Consider the following 21,927-nt stretch of genomic DNA (forward strand, 5'->3'; position numbering starts at 1 on the left):
GATTGTCGTTCGGGCCGAGCGAAGGCGAGGTGCGGCCCGAGATGAGCGCGTGCAGCCTGTCCCTCGGCTGAGCGCGGAACAAACGGTTGGACGTCGGGCACCGCATTCGGGCGGAGAGCGTTTGGACGGGCCGCTTCAGCCTGAGCCTTTCTCATCAGACCCGTTCGCACTGAGCCTGTCGAAGTGCATGCTTCAAACGCCGGCGTTTGCCGCCATCCCCTTTCAAGGGGTCAAAGGCGCTCGGTGCGCCAGCATGGCGTGGGGCTGCGTGGCTGACCCTTGCCGCAAGCCCGACAATGACTGGTCATAGGCCGCCCGCATATCCAGCAGATCCTGCATCACCGCCGGATCCTCGCTGACCGAGATTTCGTGCTGGATCAACGCAAGTTGTTTCCGGCAGACATCCTCGAACGCCGCCGCCGTCATCGCGCCATCCTCCCTCAGCGCACGCCAGGCGGCGAGCATCGGCACGCTGCTGGCATAGCCATTGTCGGATTGTTCCAGCACGGCGTCGTAGGTCGGCAGCCGCGCGGCCGCCGCCGTCGCCGGGTCGTCCATCAGCAGGAGCAGGTGTTCCTTCCAGCCCCGATCCGCCTTGGCGCGCGCGATCGCGGCGTCACGGGCCTGCGCGACCTCGCGATCGACGATCCTTCTCCCGTCGAGGACGAGCGGCGCGGACGGTGAGGTGTCGCATCGATAGCCCGGCGTGCCGACGAAGCCGTCGAGATAGGCGGCAAGCGTCGAGGGAGGCCGCGAATAATGCAGGGGAACAGTGCGGCAGGTGAGCGGCCTGATAGCATGGATGGCGCACAGATCGTCGACGAGATGGGGGCAGCGCTTCCGCCCGAAATCCTGCGCCATCGCCGAGATGGTGAGATAACGGTGCCGCTCCCGCGGATTGTCGATGGTCTTGCGGCTGGCGAAGGCGCCGAGCTGCCGCCGCTTCTCCTCCAGCGCCGGGCGCAGCGGAATCCGGCTCTGCTCGTCCCGCCACCAGGGCTGCGCCCATCCCGAACGCTCGCTGGCGGGAAGGCCGTGAACCTTGAACAGCAGCGCGATCACGAAGCGGTCGGCCAGTGCGATCGTCTCGCCCAATTCCATCTCGGGGCCGCTGTCGCAGCAGCGTCCGCAGGCGGTGCAGGCGAAATGGCGTTTGCCGGGGTCCAGAGCGGTCATGGCGGCCTGACGGATCGAGGGAGCATCCCGATTGGCCGATCAGGCGATCATCCGCAACCCGACGCCGACGCGACCCGACGCCGGCGCGACCCTGGGCCGGGCGCGCGCAGCGCCGGCGAAGGGCGGCGCGTCGCCACGCCGCCCTTCGCCGTCATCCTACTTCACCGGATGCAGCGCCATCGCATCGACATGCTTCTCGGTCTCGTCGGTCTCGTGCGCCTCGTCCATCGCGGCGAGCGCGGCCTTCACGCCGGCGGCATAGGCCGGATCGACCTTATCGAGATGGTCGGTCCAGCGATCGATGATGAATTGCGGGATGCCGTGCATCGCCCCCGCCATGTTGGCAAACAGGCGGCCCTTCTGGGCGTCGTCCATCAGCTGGAACAGCGCGCGCGGCTGGGCATAGTCCTCATTGCCCTCGCGGTGGTTCCAGCGCTTGGCGACGCCGTCGACCTCCATCGGCGGTTCGAGATAGGAGGGATCCTCCACCGGCCCGCCGAAGCTGTTGGGCTCATAATAGGCATCGACATTCTTGTTGGCCGCGAAGAAGCGCAGCAGCCCGTCCTTGTGATAATGGTTCACCGGCACCTTGGGCTGGTTGACCGGCAGCGCCTCATAATGGGCGCCGAGCCGGTGGCGATGCGCGTCGGCATAGGAGAAGATCCGTGCCTGGAGCATCTTGTCGGGCGAGAAGCTGATGCCCTTGACGATGTTGGACGGGCTGAACGCCGCCTGCTCGATCTCGGCGAAATAATTGTCCGGATTCCGGTTCAGCTCCATCTCGCCGACTTCGATCAGCGGGAAATCGGCGTGCGGCCACACCTTGGTGAGATCGAACGGATTGAACGCAGTCTCGTTCGCCTGCGCCTGCGTCATCACCTGGACGTACATCGTCCATTTCGGGAAGCGGCCGCCGTCGATCGCGCCGTACAATGCCTCCTGATAGCTTTCGCGGCTGTTGCCGATCACGGCATTGGCCTCGTCGTTGGTGTAATGCTGGTGGCCCTGCTGGGTCTTGAAGTGGAACTTCACCCACACGCGCTCGCCGGCATCGTTCCACATCGAGAAGGTGTGGCTGCCATAGCCGTTCATGTGCATCGGCGAGACCGGCAGGCCGCGATCCGAGAACAGGATCGTCACCTGGTGCAGCGATTCGGGCGACAGCGACCAGAAATCCCACATTGCGGTCGGCGAGCGCAGGTTGGTCTTGGGGTGGCGCTTCTGGGTGCGGATGAAGTCCGGGAACTTGTACGGATCGCGCACGAAGAACACCGGCGTGTTGTTGCCGACCAGATCCCAATTGCCGTCCTCGGTGTAGAATTTGATCGAGAAGCCGCGCACGTCGCGCTCGGCATCCGCCGCGCCCTGCTCGCCCGCCACGGTCGAGAAGCGGACCAGCAGATCGGTCTGCTTGCCGATCGCGTTGAACAGCTTGGCGTTGGTGTATTTGGTCACTTCGGTCGAAGTGACGGTGAGCGTGCCGAAGGCGCCCCAGCCCTTGGCATGGACGACGCGCTCGGGAATGCGCTCGCGATTCTGGTGGCTGAGCTTTTCGACCAGCTGGTAATCCTGGAGCAGCAGCGGCCCGCGCGGGCCGGCGGTCAGGCTGTTCTGGTTGTCGCCGACCGGCGCGCCGGCCGACGTGGTGAGCGTCGGGCGCTGGGCCTTGTCGGCGTCGGTGGGATGTTCGGACATGATGAGCCTCCTCTGTCGCACAATCTGGTGACAGGGGATTGGGCGCTATCGAATGATCGGTCCAATCATTTGATTGGTTCGCTGTGAACGCAAAAACCGATCACACGTCTCGGCTCAGTCGCGCTGGCCGAGCACCTGATAGGCCATCACCGCGGTGGCGATCGCGGCGTTGAGGCTGTCCGCCTTGCCGCGCATCGGCAGCTTCACATGCAGGTCGCACTCGTCCTCATAGTCCGATGGGAGCCCGCGCGCCTCGTTGCCGACCAGCAGGAAGGTGGGCGCGGCATAGGTCGGCACGCGATAGTCGGTATCGGTGCGCAGGCTGAGCGCGACCAGCTGGCCGGGGCCGGCGCGCAGCCAGGGCACGAACTCGGCCCATGTCGCCTGCGCGATCGACTGGGTGAACAGCGCGCCCATCGAGGCACGCACCGCTTCGACCGAAAAGGGATCGACGCACTCGTCGAGCAGGATCAGCCCGCCGGCGCCGACCGCATCGCCGGTGCGCAGGATGGTGCCGAGATTGCCGGGATCGCGCAGCGACTGGGCGACCATCCAGATACCCGAGGCGGAGCGGTCGATCGTGGTCAGCCTGGTATCGAACTCGGCATAGACGCCGAGCACGGTCTGCGGATTGTCCTTGCCGGAGAGCTTGTGGAGGATGTCCACATTGGTCTCGATCGCCTCGCCGCCGGCCGCCTCGCAGGCATAAGCGAGGCGGCGAACCATCATGTGGTTCTCCATCTCGGCGGTGTAGAAGATATAGAGCGGCAGGTGGCCCGCTTCCTCGGCCTCGGCGAGGATGCGCAGCCCTTCGGCGATGAACAGGCCCTCCTCGCGGCGATGGCGCTTCTCGCGCAGGTTGCGCACGCGCTTGACGAGGGGATTGGAGAAGGCGGTGATTTCGCGGGGCATGGGAAACTCTTACGCTTCGTTCGTCCTGAGCATAGTCGCAGGACGTGCGGCCGGCGCCGCATGGAGGGCACGTCCTTCGCCAAGCTCAGGACGAACGGGATGGCTAAGCGTATCTATTCCTCGCCGAACTTGTTCTCGACCAGTTCGACCAGCACGGCGAGCGTCTGTTCCGCGCCATCGCCCTCGGCGCTGATCGTGACATGATCGCCCTTGGCGGCGCCGAGCATCATCAGCCCCATGATCGAGGTGCCGGCGACCTTCGACCCGTCCTTCTCGACCTCGACGGCGGCGGGCTGCGCGGAGGCGAGGGTCACGAACTTGGCCGAGGCGCGGGCATGGAGGCCGCGCTTGTTGGTGATCTGGACGAGCCGGCTGTGTGGCCCGGCGCGCGTGGGCTCGGTAATGGGCTCGGTCACGCTGCGGCCTCTCCCAGCAGATCGGAGGCGACCGAGATATATTTGCGGCCGGCATCGCGCGCGGCGGCGACGGCGGCCTTGATCTTCATCGTGCGGCGCGCGGAGGCGAGGCGGATCAGCATCGGCAGGTTGATCCCGGCGATCACCTCCACGCTCTCCGATTTCATCAGCGAGATAGCGAGGTTCGAGGGTGTGCCGCCGAACAGGTCGGTCAGCACGATCACGCCATCGCCACTGTCGACGGCGGTGATGGCGGCGGCGATATCGTTTCGTCGGCCTTCCATGTCATCCTCCGGCCCGATGCAGATCGGCACGATCGCCTCCTGCGGACCCACCACATGCTCCATCGCGGTCACGAACTCCGCCGCAAGACGTCCATGCGTCACCAGCACCAAACCGATCATCGATCCACCCGAGTTTGGCCTTTCCCTGGGGTCACCCTTCGCTCCCGCGCGTCCAGCTCTTAGTGTCGGGCCAGATCGCGATGCACGATGGTGGGCGAAAAACCGCGTTCGCGCAACCGGCTGCCTATGGTTTCGGCAACATGGACCGAGCGATGCCTGCCGCCTGTGCAGCCGAACGCGATGGTGACATAGCTCTTTCCCTCGGCAGCGTAGCGCGGGAGCAACAGCGCGAGCAGCCCGTCGATCCGTTCGATCGCTTCGGGATAAGCGGGGTCGGCGGCGACGTAATCGGCGACGGGGGCCTGCTGGCCGGTCATCGGCTTGAGCTCGGGCACCCAGTGCGGATTGCGCAGGAAGCGCATGTCGAGCACCAGATCGGCGTTGCGCGGCACGCCGCGGGCGAAGCCGAACGACATGATCGCCAGCGTCGTGCCGGTTTCCGGCGTGGCGAAGCGGGCGCGCAGTTCCTGCTGGAGCGTGTTGGTGCTGCTGTCGGTGGTGTCGATCAGATGATCGGCGATGGCGCGCAGCGGATGGAGCAGCTCGCGCTCGCGGGCGATGCCGTCCTCGATCGGCCGATCGAGCGCCAGCGGATGGCGGCGGCGAGTTTCCGAAAAACGGCGGACCAGCTCGGAATCGGCGCAATCGAGGACCAGCAGCCCGACATCGTCGCCCTGCTCGTGGCGTCTGGCGATGCGCGCCACCATGCGATCGGGGTCGAAGCCCCGCGTCCGGCTGTCCACCACCACGGCGAGCGGCCGATCCTCGCCGTCCGCACCCATCTGGCCCGGCGCATCGAGCAGCCGGTCGAGCAGCATCAGCGGCAGGTTGTCGACCACCTCCCAGCCGAGATCCTCCAGCGTGCGAACGGCGGTGGACTTGCCGGCGCCGGACATGCCGGTGACGATCATCAGCCGGCGGTGGCGGCCATCCTCGCTCATCGCGGCAGGACCATCTGGGTCAGGGTCTGCGCGGGCAGGGGCTGCTGGAGCGGGGGCGGGGGCGGCATCTGGATCTGGGTCTGGGCCTTCAGCAGCAGCTCGACCTTGATCGGGGCGGAGGGCTCCAGCGCGGCCAGCGACGCCACCGGCACGTCACGCCCCGCCAGCCGCCGGGTCGCGGCGTCCGGCATCCGCGCCACCATCGATTCGAGATCGATCATCAGCGCGACCTCGGCCTCGGCGAGGTGCGGCATCTCGACGATGCCGATGCCGCGGACCTCGATCTTGCCGGCCAGCCGTGCCGGCGGCGTGGCGAAGAGGCGGCCGTCGCGGCGGCGAATCTCGGTATAATCGTCGGACACCAAGGCCGCGCCGCGATCGATCAGGCGCAGGGCGAGATCGGATTTGCCGGAACCGGAGCGGCCGGACAGCAGCACCGCCCGTCCTCCGATCGCGACGCAGGAGGCGTGGACGAGATCGGAGGAAAGCTCGCTCATGGCTCGGATGCCCTCGGCAAGGTGATCAGGAAATGCGCGCCGCTGCGCCCGTCCGATCGGTCGCGCACCTCGATGGTGCCGTCATGACCGTCGGCGATCGCCTTGGCGATGGCGAGGCCGAGGCCGGAATGGCGTTCCGGCGCCTCGTCGTCGGGGCGATCGGTGTGGAAGCGGCGGAAGATGTTGTCGCGCTTGTCGGGCGATACGCCGGGGCCTTCGTCCTCGATCGCGATCAGCACGATATCCTCGATGCCGATCGCACTGACCTCGACGAGGCCGCCGGGCGGCGAGAAGGAGACGGCGTTGTCGATCACATTGTCGATCATGCGCGCCAATCGTGAAGGATCGCCGAACACCACCGTGGTATCGAGATAGGGCCGCGCGAAGGCGACGCGGACGTCACCGTTGCGGCCACGCTCGTCGCGCGCGCCGACCATGCGCTCGATCATCGGGCCGAGATCGATCGCCTCGAAATGCGCGCGGGACAATTCGCCGTCGAGCCGGGAGATTTCGGCGACGTCGGTGATCAGGCGATCGAGGCGGATCACGTCATCGCGCACGATATCGAGCAACCGGGCCTGCAACGCCTCGTCCTTGACCACGCCGAGGCTGTCGACCGCCGATCGCAGCGAGGCGAGCGGGTTCTTGAGTTCGTGGCTGACATCGGCGGCGAACGCCTCCACCGCGTCGATCCGGCGGCGCAGCGCCTGGCTCATGTCGGAGAGCGCGCGGGCGAGCAGGCCGATCTCGTCGCGGCGCGAGGGCAGGCGGGGCACCACCACCTCGCGGGCGCGCCCCAGGCGGACGCGGTGCGCCGCCAGCGCCAGCCGGCGCAGCGGCCGTGCGATCGTGCGGGCGAGGAACAGCGAGAGCAGCACCGAGACGATCAGCACGCCGCCGATCACCATGCCGATGGCGAAGCGCTCGGCGCGGACGATGCGGGTGATGTCGCGGACATTATTGGTGGTCAGCAGGGTGCCGACCCCCGGCACGAACACCGCCGCGGACAAGACCGGCGTGCGATCGGGCGCATTGCGCCGCATCGAATAGACCCGGCTGGGATTCGCCGCCGCCAGCTTCGCCTCCGGCCAGGCATTGCGGCTGTCGATCGCCGGCTCCTCGAAATAGGGCACCAGATCCGCACCGACGATATGATCGAAGATCTTGTCCATGAAGCGGGCGACATGCTTCTGCCAGGGCTGGGTATGGGGATCGATCAGCTGGTAGGTGATCGGGCCCTGGCGCCAGCTGTCCAGCGACGGCGCGCCGGAGGCATCGTAGATCCGCACCCGCTCGCCTTCGATCCCGGCCAGCTTGGTGGCGAGCCGCGCGCGCGCGGCGGGCGGCACCGCGGCGATCGCGCTGCCGATCATCTGGGCATCGTCCTGCGCCTGCTCGATGCGCTCTTCGGCGACGCGGGCGCGGTAGCTGTCCAGATAGAAGAAGCTGCCCGCCAGCATCGCCACCGCGAAGACGTTGACCGCTAGGATGCGGCTGGTCAGCGACCAGCGCGCCGACCAGTTCAGCGGATTGTCATCGGGATCGGCGCGCCTTGCGGGCGAACAGTCACTCCTCGCCAAAACGGTATCCCACGCCATAGAGGGTCTCGATCGCCTTGAACTGCGGATCGACCTGCCGGAATTTGCGGCGCAGGCGCTTGATGTGGCTGTCGATCGTGCGATCGTCGACATAGACATCGTCCTGATAGGCGGCATCCATCAGCTGGTCGCGCGATTTGACGAAGCCGGGGCGCTGGGCGAGCGCCTCCAGGATCATGAATTCGGTGACGGTCAGCACCACGTCCTCGCCGCCCCAGCGCACCTTGTGGCGGGCCGGGTCCATGTCGAGCCGGCCGCGCACCAGGCGTTCGGCCGGCGGCTGTTCCTCGTCCTGCGGTGCCGCGCGGGCATCGGTGCGGCGCAGGATCGCGCGGATGCGGGCGATCAGCAGGCGGAGCGAGAAGGGCTTGGCGATATAATCGTCGGCGCCCATGGCGAGGCCCAGCGCCTCGTCCAGCTCGTCATCCTTGCTGGTCAGGAAGATCACCGGCACCTGGCTCTTCTCGCGCAGCCGGCGCAGCACCTCCATCCCATCCATCCGCGGCATCTTGATGTCGAGCACGACGAGATCCGGGCCATTCTCCAGAAACGCCTTCAGCGCGGCTTCGCCGTCCGAATAGATGCGCACGGCGAAGCCCTCGGCCTGCAGCGCGATGGACACCGAGGTCAGGATGTTGCGGTCGTCATCGACGAGAGCGATCGAGGCGGACATTCGCGTCCACTAGCAGAGCGAAACGTGATGGGGAATGAAGCCTGGGGCTCGCCGTCATGCGATGTGACGGTTCGTCCAGCGCAGGAACATCTCCGGCCACAGCGAACCGGGGTTGGTATCGGGCAGATGCAGCCCGAAACCATGGCCGCCATGCTCGATCAGATGGGCTTCCACCGGCACGCCGGCCTTACGGCACGCCGCCATCCAGTCGATGCTGCAATCGGCCGGCACGGTGCCGTCGTCCAGCGCATGGACGAGGAAGCAGGGTGGCGTATCCTTGCCGACATGATCGACCGGGGAGCGGCGCAGCACCAGCGCGGCGGAGGGATTCGGCCCGAGCAGATTGAGGCGCGAGACGGAATGGGTCGCGAACGGCTGCATCGTCGTCACCGCATAGAGCAGCCCGACAAAGGCCGGTCTGGTCGGCAGCCGGTCGGCGGCGTCGATCGCCTCGTAGAGCGACTCGCCAGCCATGGTGGCGAGGCTGGCGGCGGCATGGCCGCCGGCCGAAAAGCCGATGACGCCGACCTTCGCCGGATCGACCTGCCAGGTCGCGGCGCGGGCGCGGACGATGCGGATCGCGCGCTGGGCATCCTGCAATGGCGCATCGGCGCGGTTGGTCCAGCCTTCGCCGGGCAGCCGGTAGTTCAGCACGAACACGGTATAGCCATGGCGGGTGTACCAGTCGGCGATGCGGCTGCCTTCATTCTCCACCGACAGATAGGCATAGCCGCCGCCGGGCATCACGATCAGGCCGATGCCGTTCGCCACGGCTGGGCGATAGACGTGGATCGCCGGCATCGCGACGCCCTTGAGCTGATATTCCCGATGCGCCCCGGCCGGGACGCGCTTCAGCCGGGTGTCGGGCAGCGCCACCGGCGAACCGGGCGGGAAGTTCGGCCAGAGCGGGATCGTCTCGCTGGACGGCACGGGCGGTGCCGGGGCGGCTTTGTCGAGGGGCGGCAGGGGCGCCGCGGCGACGGCAAGGCTTCCGAGCAGCGCGCGGCGATCGATGGGCATGGCTTCTCCCGGTCTTGACGGCGAGACCGACTGGATCGAGTGGATGGCCACCGGCCGCCGTGGCGGCCCATGGACGGGCATATATCGATGATCGCACCGCGCTCCGCTTTGTTCCTCCCGGCTTCCAACCCGCGCGCCGTCGCCAAGGCGCGCACGCTCGACGTCGACATGGTGATCCTCGATCTCGAGGATGCGGTGGCGGACGACGCCAAGGCGGCGGCGCGGCAGGCGGCGATCGCCGCGGTGGACGAGCCGTTCGGCGGCGCGATCGTCGCGATCCGGCTGAACGCCCCCGATACCGAATGGCATATCGACGATATCGTCGCGCTGTCGGCCAGCCGGGCGGATCTGGTCGTCGTCCCCAAGGTCGAAGATGCGGTCGTCGCGGCGAAGATCGCCGCGGCGGTCGGTCGTCCGGTCTATGCGATGATCGAGACGCCGGCCGGCCTGCTGGCGGCGGCCGGGATCGCCGCCGCGCACGGCGTCGCCGGGCTGATCGCGGGCACCAACGATCTCGCGCACAGCCTGCGCCTGCCGGAAAGAGGCCGTATCGGCCTGTCGCTGGCCCTCCAGACGATCGTGCTGGCGGCGCGGGCGGCTGGCATCGTCGCGCTGGATGGTGTGTGGAACCGGCTCGACGACGGCGACGGGCTGGCCGCCGAATGCGCCGAGGGCCGTGCGCTGGGTTTCGACGGCAAGACCTTGATCCACCCGAACCAGATCGCCGCCGCCCATGCCGGATTCGGCCCGTCGGAGGCGGAAATAGAGGATGCCCGGGCGCTCGTGGCGGCCGCCACGACGGGCGCCGCGCGCTTCCGTGGGCGGATGGTCGAGGCGATGCATGTCGCGTCCGCACGGTCGATACTCGCCCGTGCGTCTGGAAAAGCAACCGACCCGCTCCTATAGAGGCGCGAATCCCCTCGCGCAGCGAAAGATTCGCCCCCATGCAGATCCGCCTCGGCCTCACCTTCGACGATGTCCTCCTCCAGCCGGCGGAGTCCGAAGTCCTGCCCAGCATGGCCGATACCCGCACCCAGGTGACGCGCGAGATCGCGCTCAACATCCCGGTGCTCTCCGCCGCGATGGACACCGTGACCGAGGCCGACATGGCGATCGTCATGGCGCAGCTCGGCGGCCTCGGCGTGCTCCACCGCAACCTGACCGTCGAAGAGCAGGCGGCGGCGGTGCGCGCGGTGAAGCGCTATGAGAGCGGCATGGTCGTCAACCCGATCACGATCACCCCGAACGCGACGCTGGCCGATGCGCGCGAGCTGATGGCGCGGCACCGGATCAACGGCATCCCCGTCACCGAGGCTTCGGGCAAGCTGGTCGGCATCCTGACCAACCGCGACGTGCGCTTCGCCGAGAATCTCCAGCAGCCGGTCTCCGAACTGATGACCGCGCAGAACCTCGCCACCGTGCCGCTCGGCACCAGCACCGAGGAGGCGCAGCGCCTGCTCCACCAGCGCCGGATCGAGAAGCTCCTCGTGGTGGACGACGCCTATCGCTGCGTCGGCCTGATCACCGTGAAGGATATCGAGAAGGCGGTGAACTATCCGTCGGCGACCAAGGATTCGACCGGCCGGCTGCGCGTCGCCGCCGCCACGACGGTCGGCGACAAGGGCTTCGAGCGCACCGAGGCGCTGATCGATGCGGAATGCGACCTGATCGTGATCGACACCGCCCATGGCCACAACAAGGAGGTGGCGCGCTCGGTCGAACGGGTGAAGCGCCTGTCCAACAATGTGCAGGTGATCGCCGGCAACATCGCGACGGCCGAGGCCGCCAAGGCGTTGATCGGCGCAGGCGCGGACGGGCTCAAGGTCGGCATCGGGCCGGGCTCGATCTGCACCACCCGCGTCGTCGCCGGTATCGGCGTGCCGCAGCTCACCGCGATCATGGATGCGGCCGGCGAAGCGAAGAAGCATGGTGTGCCGGTGATCGGCGATGGCGGCCTGCGTACCTCCGGCGATCTCGCCAAGGCGCTGGCGGCGGGCGCCTCTACGGTGATGGTCGGCTCGCTGCTCGCCGGCACCGAGGAAGCGCCGGGCGAGACCTTCATCTATCAGGGCCGCGCCTATAAATCCTATCGGGGCATGGGCTCGGTCGGGGCGATGGCGCGCGGCTCGGCCGATCGCTATTTCCAGCAGGACATCAAGGACCAGCTCAAGCTCGTCCCGGAAGGCATCGAGGGGCAGGTGCCGTTCAAGGGCCCGGCGCGCGACGTCATCCACCAGCTGGTCGGCGGCGTGAAGGCGGCGATGGGCTATACCGGATCGCACACCATCGCCGAGTTGCAGGAGCGTGCCCAGTTCGTCCAGATCACCGGCGCCGGCCTCAAGGAAAGCCACGTCCATGACGTGACCATCACCCGCGAGGCCCCCAATTACCCGACGCGCTGATCCGATCCTGCGCCGCGGCGGAGAGCAGGCATGACGCCACAGGCGCGCGCGCAGGCGGCGATCGACATCCTCGACGAGGTGGTCGCCGCCGCGCGCGATGCGGGGGCGGCGGCGGACGTCATCGTCCAGCGCTATTTCCGCACCCGCCGCTATGCCGGATCGAAGGACCGGCGGGCGGTGCGCGAACTGGTCTATGCCGCGATCCGGCGTTCGGGCGAGCGGCCGGACAGCGGGCGCGCGGCGCTGGTCGGGCTGGCCGAGGAGCAGCCGGAACTGGCCGCTTTGTTCGACGGATCGATGCACGGCCCGCCGCCGATCGCGGCCAATGAAGCCAGCGCCGGCGCATCCGAGGTGCCGCTGTGGCTGGCGCCGCAGCTCAGCGGTTTCGGCCTGCTCGATCGGGCGCCGCTCGATCTGCGGGTCAACCGCCTCAAGGCCAAGCGGGCCGACATCACGATCGCCGACGCGGCGCCGACCCCCCATGCGCCCGATGGCCTGCGCCTGCCCGAAGGCGTGCAGGTCGAGAAGCTGCCCGAATGGGAAACCGGCCTGATCGAGGTGCAGGACGAGGGCAGCCAGCTCGTCACGCTGGCCTGCGCGGCCGAGCCGGGGATGAAGGTGGTCGATTTCTGCGCCGGCGCCGGCGGCAAGACGCTGGGGCTCGCGGCGCAGATGGCGGATCGCGGCGTGATCACCGCCTGCGACGCCGATCGCGCGCGGCTCTCCCGGCTCGCCCCCCGTGCCGAGCGCGCCGGGGTGACGATCGTGGAGACGCGGCTGCTCGACGGCGGCCGGGAGAGCGAGGCGCTGGGTGATCTGATCGGTGCGGCCGATCTCGTCGTCGTCGATGCACCCTGTTCGGGCACCGGCACCTGGCGGCGCAACCCGGAGGCGCGCTGGCGGCTCACTCCCGATCGCCTCGCGCGCGTCGTGGCGCTGCAGGCGCGCCTGCTCGATGTCGCGGCGGAGCTGGTGAAGCCGGGCGGGGTGCTGGTCCATATCGTCTGCTCGCTGCTCGACGAGGAGGGGGTTGGGCAGGCCGAGGCCTTTCTCGCGCGCCATCCGGGCTGGGCGGCCGAGCCGATCGCGCTGCCGGCCGGGCGGCCTCATGGGCCGGGCCTGCGCCTCACACCATCGGACGACGGCACCGACGGCTTTTTCGTCGCGAGGCTCAAGGCACCGTGCTAGACGTCGGCGCATTGATGTTTCCGGAGAGACTGATGCGTTTCCTGCCTGTTGCCGCCGCTGCCTCCCTCGGTCTGCTCACCCTGTCGAGCGGCAGCTATGGGCAGAAGCCGGACAACCAGATCAATCCCACCTCCACGCTGTTCGAGAAGCGGGGCGAGGCCGCGTTCGCCGCCGGCAATCTCGCCGCCGCCAATGACGCGCTGGAGGCGGCGGTGGTCGCCGACCCCAAGAACCGGGCTGCCTTCGTGTCGCTCGGCAAGGTCGCGCAGGCGCAGGCGATGCCGGGCAAGGCGCTGCATTACTACAAGGATGCGCTGCTGCTCGAACCCAATGACCTGACCGCGCTGTCGGCGCAGGGCGATGCGCTGGTGCAGCGTGGCGCGGTCGATCGGGCCAAGGACAATCTCACCCGCATCCAGACGCTGTGCAAGGGGCCATGCCCGGCGGCGACCACGCTCGCGGCCGCCATCGCCAAGGGCCCGCCGCCGCTGGTCCAGACTGCGCAGGCCGGCGACAAGGTGCCGCCGAAGGGCCAGGAAAGCGCCGCGCCCGCGAAGAACTGAGCGGGGCTCCGCGGCTCAGGAGAGCGCGCGGGCCAACGCCACGAACTCGTCCACCGACAGCGTTTCCGGCCGTCGCTCGGTGCTGATGCCGAGCGTGGCGAGCGCGTCGAGCGCGTTCGCCACCCCCTTCAGGCTCTGCCGCAGCATCTTGCGGCGCTGGCCGAAGGCGGCGGCAGTCAGTGCCGAGAGCCGCGCCGGATCGACGCCCTCCGGCATCGCCTTGGGCACGATGTGGACGACCGCCGACATCACCTTGGGCGGCGGCACGAACGCCGAGCGATGGACGTTGAGCGCGATCGTCGCGGTCGAACGCCATTGGGCGAGGATCGAGAGGCGGCCATAGGCGTCGCTGCCCTCCCTCGCCACGATCCGTTCGGCCACTTCCTTCTGAAACATCAGGTTGAGCGACGCCCACCATGGCGCCCAATCCTGGCTTTCCAGCCAGCGGACCAGCAGCACGGTGCCGACATTATAGGGCAGGTTGGCGACGATATGGGCGCCGTCGCCGGCCTCGGCGCGCTCGTCCACGTCCAGCGCGTCGCCTTCGATGACGCGCAGGCGACCGCCCGACGCCTCGGTCAGCTCGGCCAGCGCCGGCAGGCAACGGCGATCGCGCTCCACCGCGGTCACTTCGGCGCCGGCGCGAAGCAGGGCGCGGGTCAGGCCGCCGGGGCCGGGGCCGACCTCATAGACGCGCCGGCCGTCGAGATTGCCGGCCACGCGGGCGATCCGGTCGAGCAATTGCGGATCGAGCAGGAAGTTCTGGCCGAGCGCCTTGGACGCGGAGAGCCCATGCCGGGCGATCACCTCGCGCAGCGGCGGCAGCGCGGCCATCCCCGACGGCGGGCCGCCGGTCGGCGCGGAGGTCGGTTCCGTCACAGCGCGGCGGCGCGGCGCCCCGCCGCTTCCCCCGCCATCCGGATCGCGGCAATGGTCGCGCCGGGCTCGGCGAGGCCCTGGCCGGCGATCTCGAAGGCGGTGCCGTGATCCGGCGCCGTCCGCACGATCGGCAGGCCGAGCGTCATGTTGACGCCGTCGTCGAAATGCAGCGTCTTGAGCGGGATCAGCGCCTGATCATGATAGGTGCAGAGCGCCACGTCGTAGTGGGCGCGGGCGCGGGGGTGGAACATCGTGTCGGCGGCTAGCGGCCCGACGATATCGATGCCCTCGTCGCGCAGCTGCTCGATCGCGGGCAGCAGGATCTCGATCTCCTCGCGGCCGAGCGCGCCGCCCTCGCCGGCATGGGGATTGAAGCCCGCCATGGCGATACGCGGCGCCTCGATGCCGAAATCCCGTTGCAGGCCCCGCGCCGTCACCCGCGCCCGCGCCACGACCAGCTCGACCGTCAGCAGGGCGGAGACGCTCGCCAGCGGGACATGGGTGGTGATGCACACGGTCTTGAGCGTCGGCCCCGCGAGCATCATCGCGACATTGCCGGGCGATACGCCGCAGCGTTCCGCGACGAACTCGGTCTGCCCCGAATGGCTGAAGCCGATCGCATAGAGTTCGGCCTTGGAGACCGGGCCGGTGACGATCGCGCTGGCGGCGTTTTCGCGGACGATCCCGACCGCGATCTCGAGGCTGGCGATGGCGCAGCGCGCGCCGGGCATGTTGGGCTTGCCCGGGACGATCTCGCCGGCGTCCTCCACCTCCATGATGGGAAGCGCCTCATCGAAGCAGCCAATGGCCTCGGACGGCTCGCCGATCTTGCGCAGCGGCCCCTTCCACACAGTCGAGATCGAGCGGACATCGCCGATCGCGAAGAAGGGCGGGAGCTTCTGCTCGCGCCGCTTCACCCAAGCCTTGGCCAGCACCTCCGGGCCGATCCCGGCCGGATCGCCGATCGACACGGCGATCGGTAATCCGGTCATCGGTATTCGATCACCGCATCGCGGCGCAGATCGCGCAGATAGCGGCGGGCGCGCAGATCGACGCGCTCCTGCTCCATCTGGTTGTAGATGGCGTCGAACGACGGCGCGTTGGCGGCCTGGGGATCGTCCCGGCCGCACAGCACCAGCACGCGCACGCCCTCGGCCACCGAGCCGAACGGGGTGGTCGACTGGCCGATCGACAGCGCCGCCATCTGGCTTTGCAGGGCCGGCGGCAGATCGCGGATCTTGATGTTGTCATTCTCGACGACATTGGCGTCGAACTTGGCGGCGACATCCTTCACCGCGCCGCAGCCGGCCATCTTCTGGGTGGCATCGGCGAGCGCCGCGACGCGCGGGCCGGCGGTCGCCTGGGTGGTGCCGGCGGGGAAGGTGATGGTCATCTGCTTGAGGCTGAGCAGCGCGTCGCGCGGATCGGCGGTCAGCACCTGGCGCTGATCCTGCAGCGCGATCAGCGAATAGCCGCCCGGCACCTGGATCGGCGGGCTGACGCTGCCATTCTGCATCTCCGGCAGGATCTGGGCGATGGCGTCGGGCAGCTGCTCGGAGCGGACCCAGCCGAGATCGCCGCCGACGGCCGCCGTCGAGGCTTCCGAATATTGGCGGGCATAAGCGACGAAGCTGCCGCCCTTCTTGAGCTGATCGAAGACCTTCTCGGCATTTTCATGCGACTGCGCGTCGGTCGCCGGGGTCGAAGAGATGAAGATCTCGCCGACATGATATTCCTTGGCGCCCTTCGAGGCATTGAGGCGGGCGATCACCTGCTTCACCTCGTCGTCGCCGACATTGATGAACGGCTGCACCTTGCGATCGAGCAGGCGCTGCCATGCCAGCTCGCCTTCGATCTGGCGCTTGATCGAGGTCGGCGACGACGCCTTGGACTTGAGGAAGGCGCCGAACTGATCCGGCGTATATTTGAACTGGCCGGCGACGCGGGTGAAGGTCTGGTCGACGTCCGCCGAGGGGACGGTGACGTCGTTGGACTTCGCCTCCTGGATCTCCAGCGTCTCGTCGATGAGGTTGCGCAGCACCTGGAGGCGGAGGCGGTCCTTCTCGTCGCCGGTGACCGTCTGGCCGTTGGCGGCGAGCACCAGGTTGAGGCGCTGATCGACATCGGTATCGGTGATGATGAAGCCGTTGACGATCGCCGTCGCCTTGCGGAGCGTCGGATCGAACTTGCCGAAGACGGTGACGTCGTTCGGCAGGTTGAGCGAGGTATTGATATCGCCGCCGTCTCCGCCATTGCCGCCGTCGCTCTGCGCGAAGGCGTGGCCGGTGCCGATCACGGCCACGGCGGTGGCAAGGCAAAGCGCCGCGATACGCGGCTTGAACATCCTCATGCTGGAAATCACGCTGTCCTCAGTTCCGCCGTCGCGTTGGCCCGGTGCCGGCTCCCCCACGGAAGCATGATCGGCGTCGATGGGCATCGCATGTCCTCGATGAACCCTAGCTTTAGGGGGAGTGTTCGGTCTCCGCAATGGTCGTGATCGATGCACGTGACGGTGCGATCACCGGCGACTCGGCCTCAGCGGCCGAGGTTCTTGAACGCGATGCGGAACTGGAAGGTATCGCCATGGGCGGCATCGCCGAACGCGGTATAGTCCCGCCGCCATTGGAAGCTCGCCTCGAAGCAGTCGTCGGAATAGGCCATGCCGACGCGCGATTTCACCGGATCGATGCCGTCCTCGATCGCATCGCCGACCGTCTGCGCGTTGTTGAGCAGGCTCTGGCTGTTGTTGGTCAGATCGAGCGTGGTCGATCCGAACAGCGACCAGCGCTTGCCGATCGCGAGCCGCGCGCCGAGGCGGACCTCCTCATGGTCGCCCAGATCCTCCAGCGTCGGATCGATATGGCGGTTGAGGTTGAGATAGCCGACTTCGAGATAGGTGTTGGACGAGCCCAGCGTCGCGTCGATCTCGTTGCGGCGGATCGCCAGGTTGTTCTTGTCGAGGCGGAAGCGCTCGGTAACGCTGACGAAGCTGCCATAGCGTATCGTCGCCCGGCCGACGATATCCGACGTCCGGCTCGACAGGCCGGTGCCGACCGGCAGGATATCCGACTGGTTGCTCAGCCGATAGCTCTGGCCGATCACCGACCGGAAGGCGAAGCGCGGCAGGTCCAGCGCATATTCCAGCCCATAGGTGACGCGCGCGCCATCTTCCCAGCGATCGTAACCCGGGAAGCGATTGAGCGCGAAGAGGTTCGAATCCTCCAGATCGATCGCGCGCGAATCCTCGTTCGGGATGGCGAGATTCTTGGTCGCGGGGGATCCGACGATCTGGACGCGCGGGGTGATGCGCTGGGTGCCGCCCCAGACGTCGCCGACGAACGGCCAGCGGATGTCGGCGGCCAGCGCGCCGATCGCCCGCGTCTGCCAGCCGGGCTGGCCCTGATAGACCACCGTCTGGGTGAGGTCGTTCCGATCGCTGTGATAGACGTCGCCGCGACCATAAGCGGTGAAGGTGATCTGCTGGCCCATCCCGGTCAGCAGCCATTTCTCCCATTGGGCGCTGGCGAAGGCGCGCTGCGTATCCTGCCCCTGCGGCCGGATCAGGCTGAGCGTGTTGCCCTGCAGCGTGAGTGTGCCGTCGAGCCAGGGATCGGTAATCCGCCGGCGATAATCGATCGCGGGAAGGGCGATCGGCTGCTGGCCCTGATCGGCCTGGGCGAGATTGGAGCCGGCCTGCTTGGGCACCAGCGTCTGGAACGCCCAGGCCGAGATCGACAGATAGCTGTTGTCGTCGATCCGCTCCCCCTTCACCACCGAGCGCAGCGTGTCGTCGTAATTGAGGTCGTAGCGCTGGAGGAAGGTCTTGTCGGACACCGCCCGGATCGATCCGGTCAGGGCCCAGGTCGGGCTCAGCTGCCAGGTGCCGTTGGCCTCGAAATAGCCGCGGGCCTGCTTCGATCCGCCATTGGTGCTGGTGGTCGAGCGGCTGCTGTCGGTGAGATAGGCCTGCACCCGCCACGCGCCCTTGGAGCTGAGCGAGCGATATTCCGCCTCCATCATCGGCGCGACCGCGGTGAAGGCGTAGGGCGTGACGGTGAGATCGTGGTTGGGCGCGAACTGGATGTAATATGGCGTCGCCACCATCAGCCCGTTGCGGCTGTTGTAGCTGAGATCCGGCACCAGCAGGCCGGAATTGCCGCCGGCGCCCGATCCGTCCGGATGCGAGAAGGCGGGCAGCCACATGATCGGCAGACCCAGGAAGGTCAGCCGGGTGTCGCGATAGGATACACGGTGCCTGCTGGGATCGTAGACCACCCGCGCGGCGGTGATCTTCCAGATCGGATCCTTGGGGCAGCCGCTGTTGGTGGTGACGTCGCACGGCGTATAGGCGGCGTGGTTGAGCGTGTAGACGCCATCCTTGCGCGCGCCCTTGGTCGCCGCCATGCGGCCGCCATTCTCGAGCACGAGCAGCATGTCGTCGGCGACGCCGTTCTTCATCGAATCGGTGAGGTCGGCGTCCTGCGAATAGGTGATGTCGCCCTGCGGATTCTGGATGGCGACATTGCCGGAGGCATGGACCTCGTCGCTGTCGCGGCGCCACACCACCTTGTCGGCACGCAGGCGGTTGCCCTGGCGGATCATCCGCACGTCGCCGGTCGCGGTGACGATATGGGCCTGCGTGTCATAGTCGATCTGGTCGGCGGTGAAGGCCGCCTCATTGTCGGCCAGCGGCTTGTCGACATTGGCGACGTTGAAGGCTGGCGCCGCGGCCGGGCTGATCAGCGCGGGGCGGCCATTGTCGCTCGCGCCATAAGCAGGGTCCACGGCCGGCGCGAGATTCTGGGTGGTGGTGGATTGGCCGAGCGCCGGGCCTGCCACAAGCGCCAGCACCAGCGGCATCGCCGTGGCGAGCCCCTCCTGGCGCAGTCGCCGGTTCAACACACGGTGCGGCTTAATGAAATTCACGCGTCCCCCAAAGGTGCCCGATCGGGTCTCCCGGACTCGCGCCTATCGCATCGCGGCGCCCGCTCCGCAATCTCCCGTCGCCGCAATTGCCCATATGGCAGCCGCGACCGGCCCCAGGGGTGGCGCGGGAGCCTGCGGATTGCCATATGATCGGGGAGGGCGCTCGCAGCGCCATATTTGGAGACCTGAACCGCAATGCATGTCCGTTTCGCAGATCGCCGTCCCGAAGGCCTCCATGCCCTCGTCATTCCGCTGACCGGCGGCAAGCCCGAGGCGGGCCGACTCGCGCCATTGTCCGGCACGGACGCCGATTTCGCCGCCCGCGCCGCCACGGCCGCCCGGTTCGAGGGCGATGCCGGTGCGATCGCGGACCTGTTCGTGGGCGACGGCCGGATCCTGCTCGTGGGGCTGGGCGACGGCGATTCGGACAAGGCCTATGAAAAGGCCGGCGGCGCGCTGATCGCCAAGGCCCAGCTGTCCGAAAAGACACTCGTCATCGATTTCAGCGGCCACCAGACTTCGGCGGATCGCGTCGCCGCGCTGGCGCTCGGCGCGGCGCTGCGCAACTGGCGTTATGATCTCTACCGCACCAAGCTCAAGGCCAGCCAGAAGCCGGTGCTCGAGGAGATCGTGATCGTCGGCGCCGGCGAAGGTGCCGAGGCGGCGTGGGCGAAGAGCAAGGCGATTGCCGACGGCGTCGCCTTCACCAAGGAGCTGGTCACCGAACCGGCCAACATCATCTATCCCGAAAGCTTCGTGGAACGCTGCCAGAAGCTCAAGGATCTCGGCGTCGAAATCACCGTGCTCGACGAGGCCGAGATGGCCAGGCTCGGCATGGGCTCGCTGCTCGGCGTGGCGCAGGGCTCGCGCAAGCCGGCCCGGCTGCTGGTGCTGCGCTGGAAGGGATCGGACGCCGATCCGGTTGCCTTCGTCGGCAAGGGCGTGACCTTCGATACCGGCGGCATCTCGATCAAGCCGGCCGCCGGCATGGAAGACATGAAGTGGGACATGGGTGGCGCCGGTGCCGTGGCAGGCGCGATGATGGCGCTCGCCGGCCGCAAGGCGAAGGCGCATGTCATCGGCGTCTGCGGCCTGGTCGAGAACATGCCCGACGGCAACGCCCAGCGCCCCGGTGACGTCGTGATGTCGATGTCCGGCCAGACGATCGAGGTGATCAACACCGACGCCGAGGGCCGGCTGGTGCTGTGCGACGCGATCACCTGGGTGCAGCGCACCCATGGCGTGAAGACGATCGTCGATCTGGCGACCCTGACGGGCGCGATGATCGTCGCGCTCGGCACCGAATATGGCGGCCTGTTCGCCAATGACGACGGCCTCGCCGGCCAGCTGCTTGAGGCGGCCGACGTCTCGGGCGACAAGATGTGGCGCTTCCCGCTGGGCGATGCCTACGACAAGCTGATCGACTCGCCGATCGCCGACATGAAGAATGTCGGCCCGCGCGGCGGCGGATCGATCACCGCGGCGCAGTTCATCAAGCGCTTCGTGGAAGACGGCGTGAAGTGGGCGCATCTCGATATCGCCGGCATGGTGTGGTCAGCCAAGGCCGGCACCACCTATGACAAGGGCGCGACCGGTTTCGGCGTGCGTTTGCTCGATCGCTTCGTCGCCGATCACCTCGAAGCCTGATCGGGCGGGGACGCGCGGCCGATGCAGGTCGATTTCTACCAGCTCGGCCGCGATCCGCTCGTCACCGTCCTCGCCAGCATCGCGGCGCGCGTGCTGGCGGGCGGTGGCCGGCTGCTGGTGGTGACGGGCGACGACGACCAGGCCCGCGCGATCGACGAGGGGCTGTGGGCCGGATCGATCGACGGCTTTCTGCCGCACGGTCGCGATGGAGCGGACCAGCCGGTGCTGATCGCCGAATCCTGCGATCCGGCCAATACGGCACGACATGTCGCGCTGGTCGATGGGGTCTGGCGGGACGAGGCCTGCGGCTTCGATCGCGCCTTTCATTTCTTCGACGATGGCTCGATCGAGGCGGCGCGTGCCGCATGGCGGGGCCTCAGGGGCCGGGACGGCGTCGAATCGCGCTATTGGAAGCAGGACGAGGGCGGCCGCTGGGGGCAGATGGCATAAACCACGCTCCGTCCGTGCTCCTGCGAAAGCAGGAGCACCGCGCTATGTCCGTCCCATGTCGATCCGTGACGGGGATTGGCAGCGATCCGACGCTTCAGAACGGAATCTTGATCTTGGCCATCACCGCGTTCGAGGGATAGCCGCCGACATTACGCTGGCTGGTGCCGACGCCGGCTTTCACGTCGCCGAATATCTTCCATTCCGCCTTGGGCAGCGCCCCCGAGCTGTCGAACTGCGGCCCGCTCTGCTGGAGGCGGTAGCTGTTCTGGTCCTTCGCGCAGACCACGATCTCGTTGGTCGATGTCGCACAATGCGGCGGCGGTGGTGCGGGATGCAGCAGCCGGTCGTCCGGTTCGGGAGGCGGTGCCGGGGCGATGGTTGCGGCGGCCTGGAGCAGAAGCAGCGCGACACTGGGCATAGGGCAACCCCAAGACGGAGCGATGACGCGCCTTGGTCGCCCAGCATTGTGGCGGGATCACGGCGGACGATGGCAAGGGGACGGAGGCGGGGCCTTGCCTAGCGCGGCGCCCGCGCCTAGAG

Annotated in this window: 21 protein-coding genes; 6 read left to right on the top strand and 15 right to left on the bottom strand. The window is 68.0% G+C overall.

Translation table 11 applies throughout. The annotated features are described in order from the left end of the window. Positions 1 to 222: 222 nt before the first annotated feature. From PBT88_RS08500 to PBT88_RS08545, 10 genes are all read right to left on the bottom strand, one after another. Entirely contained in the window at positions 223 to 1,176 is a 954-nt protein-coding gene (locus tag PBT88_RS08500) for a YkgJ family cysteine cluster protein (RefSeq protein WP_270078761.1), read from the bottom strand. Positions 1,177 to 1,332: 156 nt separating this feature from the next. Further along, complete coding sequence (locus tag PBT88_RS08505; protein WP_270078762.1) at positions 1,333 to 2,871, bottom strand: catalase; 1,539 nt, start codon at positions 2,869 to 2,871, stop codon at positions 1,333 to 1,335. Positions 2,872 to 2,985: 114 nt separating this feature from the next. Further along, positions 2,986 to 3,783 (bottom strand): TrmH family RNA methyltransferase, encoded by a 798-nt coding sequence (locus tag PBT88_RS08510; protein ID WP_270078763.1) that lies wholly within the window; start codon positions 3,781 to 3,783, stop codon positions 2,986 to 2,988. A gap of 113 nt (positions 3,784 to 3,896) precedes the next feature. After that, on the bottom strand, positions 3,897 to 4,199 hold the full coding sequence (locus PBT88_RS08515; protein ID WP_270078764.1) for an HPr family phosphocarrier protein: 303 nt from the start codon (positions 4,197 to 4,199) through the stop codon (positions 3,897 to 3,899). After that, on the bottom strand, positions 4,196 to 4,603 hold the full coding sequence (locus PBT88_RS08520; protein WP_270078765.1) for a PTS sugar transporter subunit IIA: 408 nt from the start codon (positions 4,601 to 4,603) through the stop codon (positions 4,196 to 4,198). The genes PBT88_RS08515 and PBT88_RS08520 overlap by 4 nt, the downstream gene beginning before the upstream one ends. Before the next feature lie 59 nt (positions 4,604 to 4,662). Next, complete coding sequence (gene rapZ / locus PBT88_RS08525; protein ID WP_270078766.1) at positions 4,663 to 5,544, bottom strand: RNase adapter RapZ; 882 nt, start codon at positions 5,542 to 5,544, stop codon at positions 4,663 to 4,665. Then, positions 5,541 to 6,041 (bottom strand): HPr kinase/phosphorylase, encoded by a 501-nt coding sequence (locus tag PBT88_RS08530; RefSeq protein ID WP_270078767.1) that lies wholly within the window; start codon positions 6,039 to 6,041, stop codon positions 5,541 to 5,543. Before PBT88_RS08530 ends, rapZ begins: the two co-directional genes overlap by 4 nt. Next, positions 6,038 to 7,639, bottom strand: a complete 1,602-nt coding sequence (locus PBT88_RS08535) for a sensor histidine kinase (RefSeq protein WP_270078768.1) — start codon at positions 7,637 to 7,639, stop codon at positions 6,038 to 6,040. Before PBT88_RS08535 ends, PBT88_RS08530 begins: the two co-directional genes overlap by 4 nt. Next, positions 7,608 to 8,312: a response regulator transcription factor gene (locus PBT88_RS08540; protein ID WP_270078769.1), complete on the bottom strand. Its 705-nt coding sequence runs from the start codon at positions 8,310 to 8,312 to the stop codon at positions 7,608 to 7,610. The genes PBT88_RS08535 and PBT88_RS08540 overlap by 32 nt, the downstream gene beginning before the upstream one ends. Before the next feature lie 54 nt (positions 8,313 to 8,366). Then, the gene (locus PBT88_RS08545) at positions 8,367 to 9,332 is read right to left on the bottom strand and encodes an alpha/beta hydrolase (protein ID WP_270078770.1); all 966 of its coding nucleotides are present in this window, start codon (positions 9,330 to 9,332) and stop codon (positions 8,367 to 8,369) included. 87 nt (positions 9,333 to 9,419) lie between these two features. Here PBT88_RS08545 and PBT88_RS08550 point away from each other — a divergent pair, with 87 nt between their 5' ends. Genes PBT88_RS08550 through PBT88_RS08565 form a run of 4 tightly spaced genes read left to right on the top strand, consistent with a single transcriptional unit; the run spans position 9,420 to position 13,485 of the window. After that, positions 9,420 to 10,238 (top strand): HpcH/HpaI aldolase/citrate lyase family protein, encoded by an 819-nt coding sequence (locus PBT88_RS08550; protein WP_270078771.1) that lies wholly within the window; start codon positions 9,420 to 9,422, stop codon positions 10,236 to 10,238. A gap of 38 nt (positions 10,239 to 10,276) precedes the next feature. Continuing rightward, a complete protein-coding gene (gene guaB, locus PBT88_RS08555) occupies positions 10,277 to 11,734 on the top strand; it encodes an IMP dehydrogenase (RefSeq protein WP_270078772.1) in 1,458 nt (485 codons plus the stop codon). A gap of 30 nt (positions 11,735 to 11,764) precedes the next feature. Next, entirely contained in the window at positions 11,765 to 12,922 is a 1,158-nt protein-coding gene (locus tag PBT88_RS08560; RefSeq protein ID WP_270078773.1) for an RsmB/NOP family class I SAM-dependent RNA methyltransferase, read from the top strand. Between the two features lie 32 nt (positions 12,923 to 12,954). Then, the gene (locus PBT88_RS08565; protein WP_270078774.1) at positions 12,955 to 13,485 is read left to right on the top strand and encodes a tetratricopeptide repeat protein; all 531 of its coding nucleotides are present in this window, start codon (positions 12,955 to 12,957) and stop codon (positions 13,483 to 13,485) included. A gap of 15 nt (positions 13,486 to 13,500) precedes the next feature. Here PBT88_RS08565 and rsmA read toward each other — a convergent pair whose 3' ends face one another. From rsmA to PBT88_RS08585, 4 genes are all read right to left on the bottom strand, one after another. Then, entirely contained in the window at positions 13,501 to 14,319 is an 819-nt protein-coding gene (gene rsmA / locus PBT88_RS08570; RefSeq protein WP_270079209.1) for a 16S rRNA (adenine(1518)-N(6)/adenine(1519)-N(6))-dimethyltransferase RsmA, read from the bottom strand. Positions 14,320 to 14,360: 41 nt separating this feature from the next. Further along, positions 14,361 to 15,356 (bottom strand): 4-hydroxythreonine-4-phosphate dehydrogenase PdxA, encoded by a 996-nt coding sequence (gene pdxA, locus PBT88_RS08575; RefSeq protein ID WP_270078775.1) that lies wholly within the window; start codon positions 15,354 to 15,356, stop codon positions 14,361 to 14,363. Further along, positions 15,353 to 16,708, bottom strand: coding sequence for a peptidylprolyl isomerase (locus PBT88_RS08580; protein ID WP_270079210.1), 1,356 nt, complete (start codon positions 16,706 to 16,708; stop codon positions 15,353 to 15,355). Before PBT88_RS08580 ends, pdxA begins: the two co-directional genes overlap by 4 nt. A 191-nt stretch (positions 16,709 to 16,899) precedes the next feature. Beyond that, positions 16,900 to 19,224: an LPS-assembly protein LptD gene (locus PBT88_RS08585; RefSeq protein WP_407696557.1), complete on the bottom strand. Its 2,325-nt coding sequence runs from the start codon at positions 19,222 to 19,224 to the stop codon at positions 16,900 to 16,902. Between the two features lie 261 nt (positions 19,225 to 19,485). Here PBT88_RS08585 and PBT88_RS08590 point away from each other — a divergent pair, with 261 nt between their 5' ends. Beyond that, the gene (locus PBT88_RS08590; protein WP_270078776.1) at positions 19,486 to 20,937 is read left to right on the top strand and encodes a leucyl aminopeptidase; all 1,452 of its coding nucleotides are present in this window, start codon (positions 19,486 to 19,488) and stop codon (positions 20,935 to 20,937) included. A 21-nt stretch (positions 20,938 to 20,958) separates the two neighbouring features. Then, positions 20,959 to 21,387, top strand: coding sequence for a DNA polymerase III subunit chi (locus PBT88_RS08595; protein ID WP_270078777.1), 429 nt, complete (start codon positions 20,959 to 20,961; stop codon positions 21,385 to 21,387). Positions 21,388 to 21,481: 94 nt separating this feature from the next. Here PBT88_RS08595 and PBT88_RS08600 read toward each other — a convergent pair whose 3' ends face one another. Beyond that, positions 21,482 to 21,805: a hypothetical protein gene (locus tag PBT88_RS08600; RefSeq protein WP_270078778.1), complete on the bottom strand. Its 324-nt coding sequence runs from the start codon at positions 21,803 to 21,805 to the stop codon at positions 21,482 to 21,484. Positions 21,806 to 21,927 lie beyond the last annotated feature (122 nt).

Source organism: Sphingomonas abietis (assembly GCF_027625475.1).
Taxonomy (GTDB): Bacteria; Pseudomonadota; Alphaproteobacteria; order Sphingomonadales; family Sphingomonadaceae; genus Solisphingomonas; species Solisphingomonas abietis.

Coding starts and splice junctions, on each gene's coding strand:
- PBT88_RS08500 (WP_270078761.1), bottom strand. CDS start 1,176: ATGACCGCTCTGGACCCCGGCAAACGCCATTTCGCCTGCACCGCCTGC.
- PBT88_RS08505 (WP_270078762.1), bottom strand. CDS start 2,871: ATGTCCGAACATCCCACCGACGCCGACAAGGCCCAGCGCCCGACGCTC.
- PBT88_RS08510 (WP_270078763.1), bottom strand. CDS start 3,783: ATGCCCCGCGAAATCACCGCCTTCTCCAATCCCCTCGTCAAGCGCGTG.
- PBT88_RS08520 (WP_270078765.1), bottom strand. CDS start 4,603: ATGATCGGTTTGGTGCTGGTGACGCATGGACGTCTTGCGGCGGAGTTC.
- rapZ (WP_270078766.1), bottom strand. CDS start 5,544: ATGAGCGAGGATGGCCGCCACCGCCGGCTGATGATCGTCACCGGCATG.
- PBT88_RS08530 (WP_270078767.1), bottom strand. CDS start 6,041: ATGAGCGAGCTTTCCTCCGATCTCGTCCACGCCTCCTGCGTCGCGATC.
- PBT88_RS08535 (WP_270078768.1), bottom strand. CDS start 7,639: ATGGCGTGGGATACCGTTTTGGCGAGGAGTGACTGTTCGCCCGCAAGG.
- PBT88_RS08540 (WP_270078769.1), bottom strand. CDS start 8,312: ATGTCCGCCTCGATCGCTCTCGTCGATGACGACCGCAACATCCTGACC.
- PBT88_RS08545 (WP_270078770.1), bottom strand. CDS start 9,332: ATGCCCATCGATCGCCGCGCGCTGCTCGGAAGCCTTGCCGTCGCCGCG.
- PBT88_RS08550 (WP_270078771.1), top strand. CDS start 9,420: ATGATCGCACCGCGCTCCGCTTTGTTCCTCCCGGCTTCCAACCCGCGC.
- guaB (WP_270078772.1), top strand. CDS start 10,277: ATGCAGATCCGCCTCGGCCTCACCTTCGACGATGTCCTCCTCCAGCCG.
- PBT88_RS08560 (WP_270078773.1), top strand. CDS start 11,765: ATGACGCCACAGGCGCGCGCGCAGGCGGCGATCGACATCCTCGACGAG.
- PBT88_RS08565 (WP_270078774.1), top strand. CDS start 12,955: ATGCGTTTCCTGCCTGTTGCCGCCGCTGCCTCCCTCGGTCTGCTCACC.
- rsmA (WP_270079209.1), bottom strand. CDS start 14,319: ATGGCCGCGCTGCCGCCGCTGCGCGAGGTGATCGCCCGGCATGGGCTC.
- pdxA (WP_270078775.1), bottom strand. CDS start 15,356: ATGACCGGATTACCGATCGCCGTGTCGATCGGCGATCCGGCCGGGATC.
- PBT88_RS08580 (WP_270079210.1), bottom strand. CDS start 16,708: ATGTTCAAGCCGCGTATCGCGGCGCTTTGCCTTGCCACCGCCGTGGCC.
- PBT88_RS08585 (WP_407696557.1), bottom strand. CDS start 19,224: ATGCCGCTGGTGCTGGCGCTTGTGGCAGGCCCGGCGCTCGGCCAATCC.
- PBT88_RS08590 (WP_270078776.1), top strand. CDS start 19,486: ATGCATGTCCGTTTCGCAGATCGCCGTCCCGAAGGCCTCCATGCCCTC.
- PBT88_RS08595 (WP_270078777.1), top strand. CDS start 20,959: ATGCAGGTCGATTTCTACCAGCTCGGCCGCGATCCGCTCGTCACCGTC.
- PBT88_RS08600 (WP_270078778.1), bottom strand. CDS start 21,805: ATGCCCAGTGTCGCGCTGCTTCTGCTCCAGGCCGCCGCAACCATCGCC.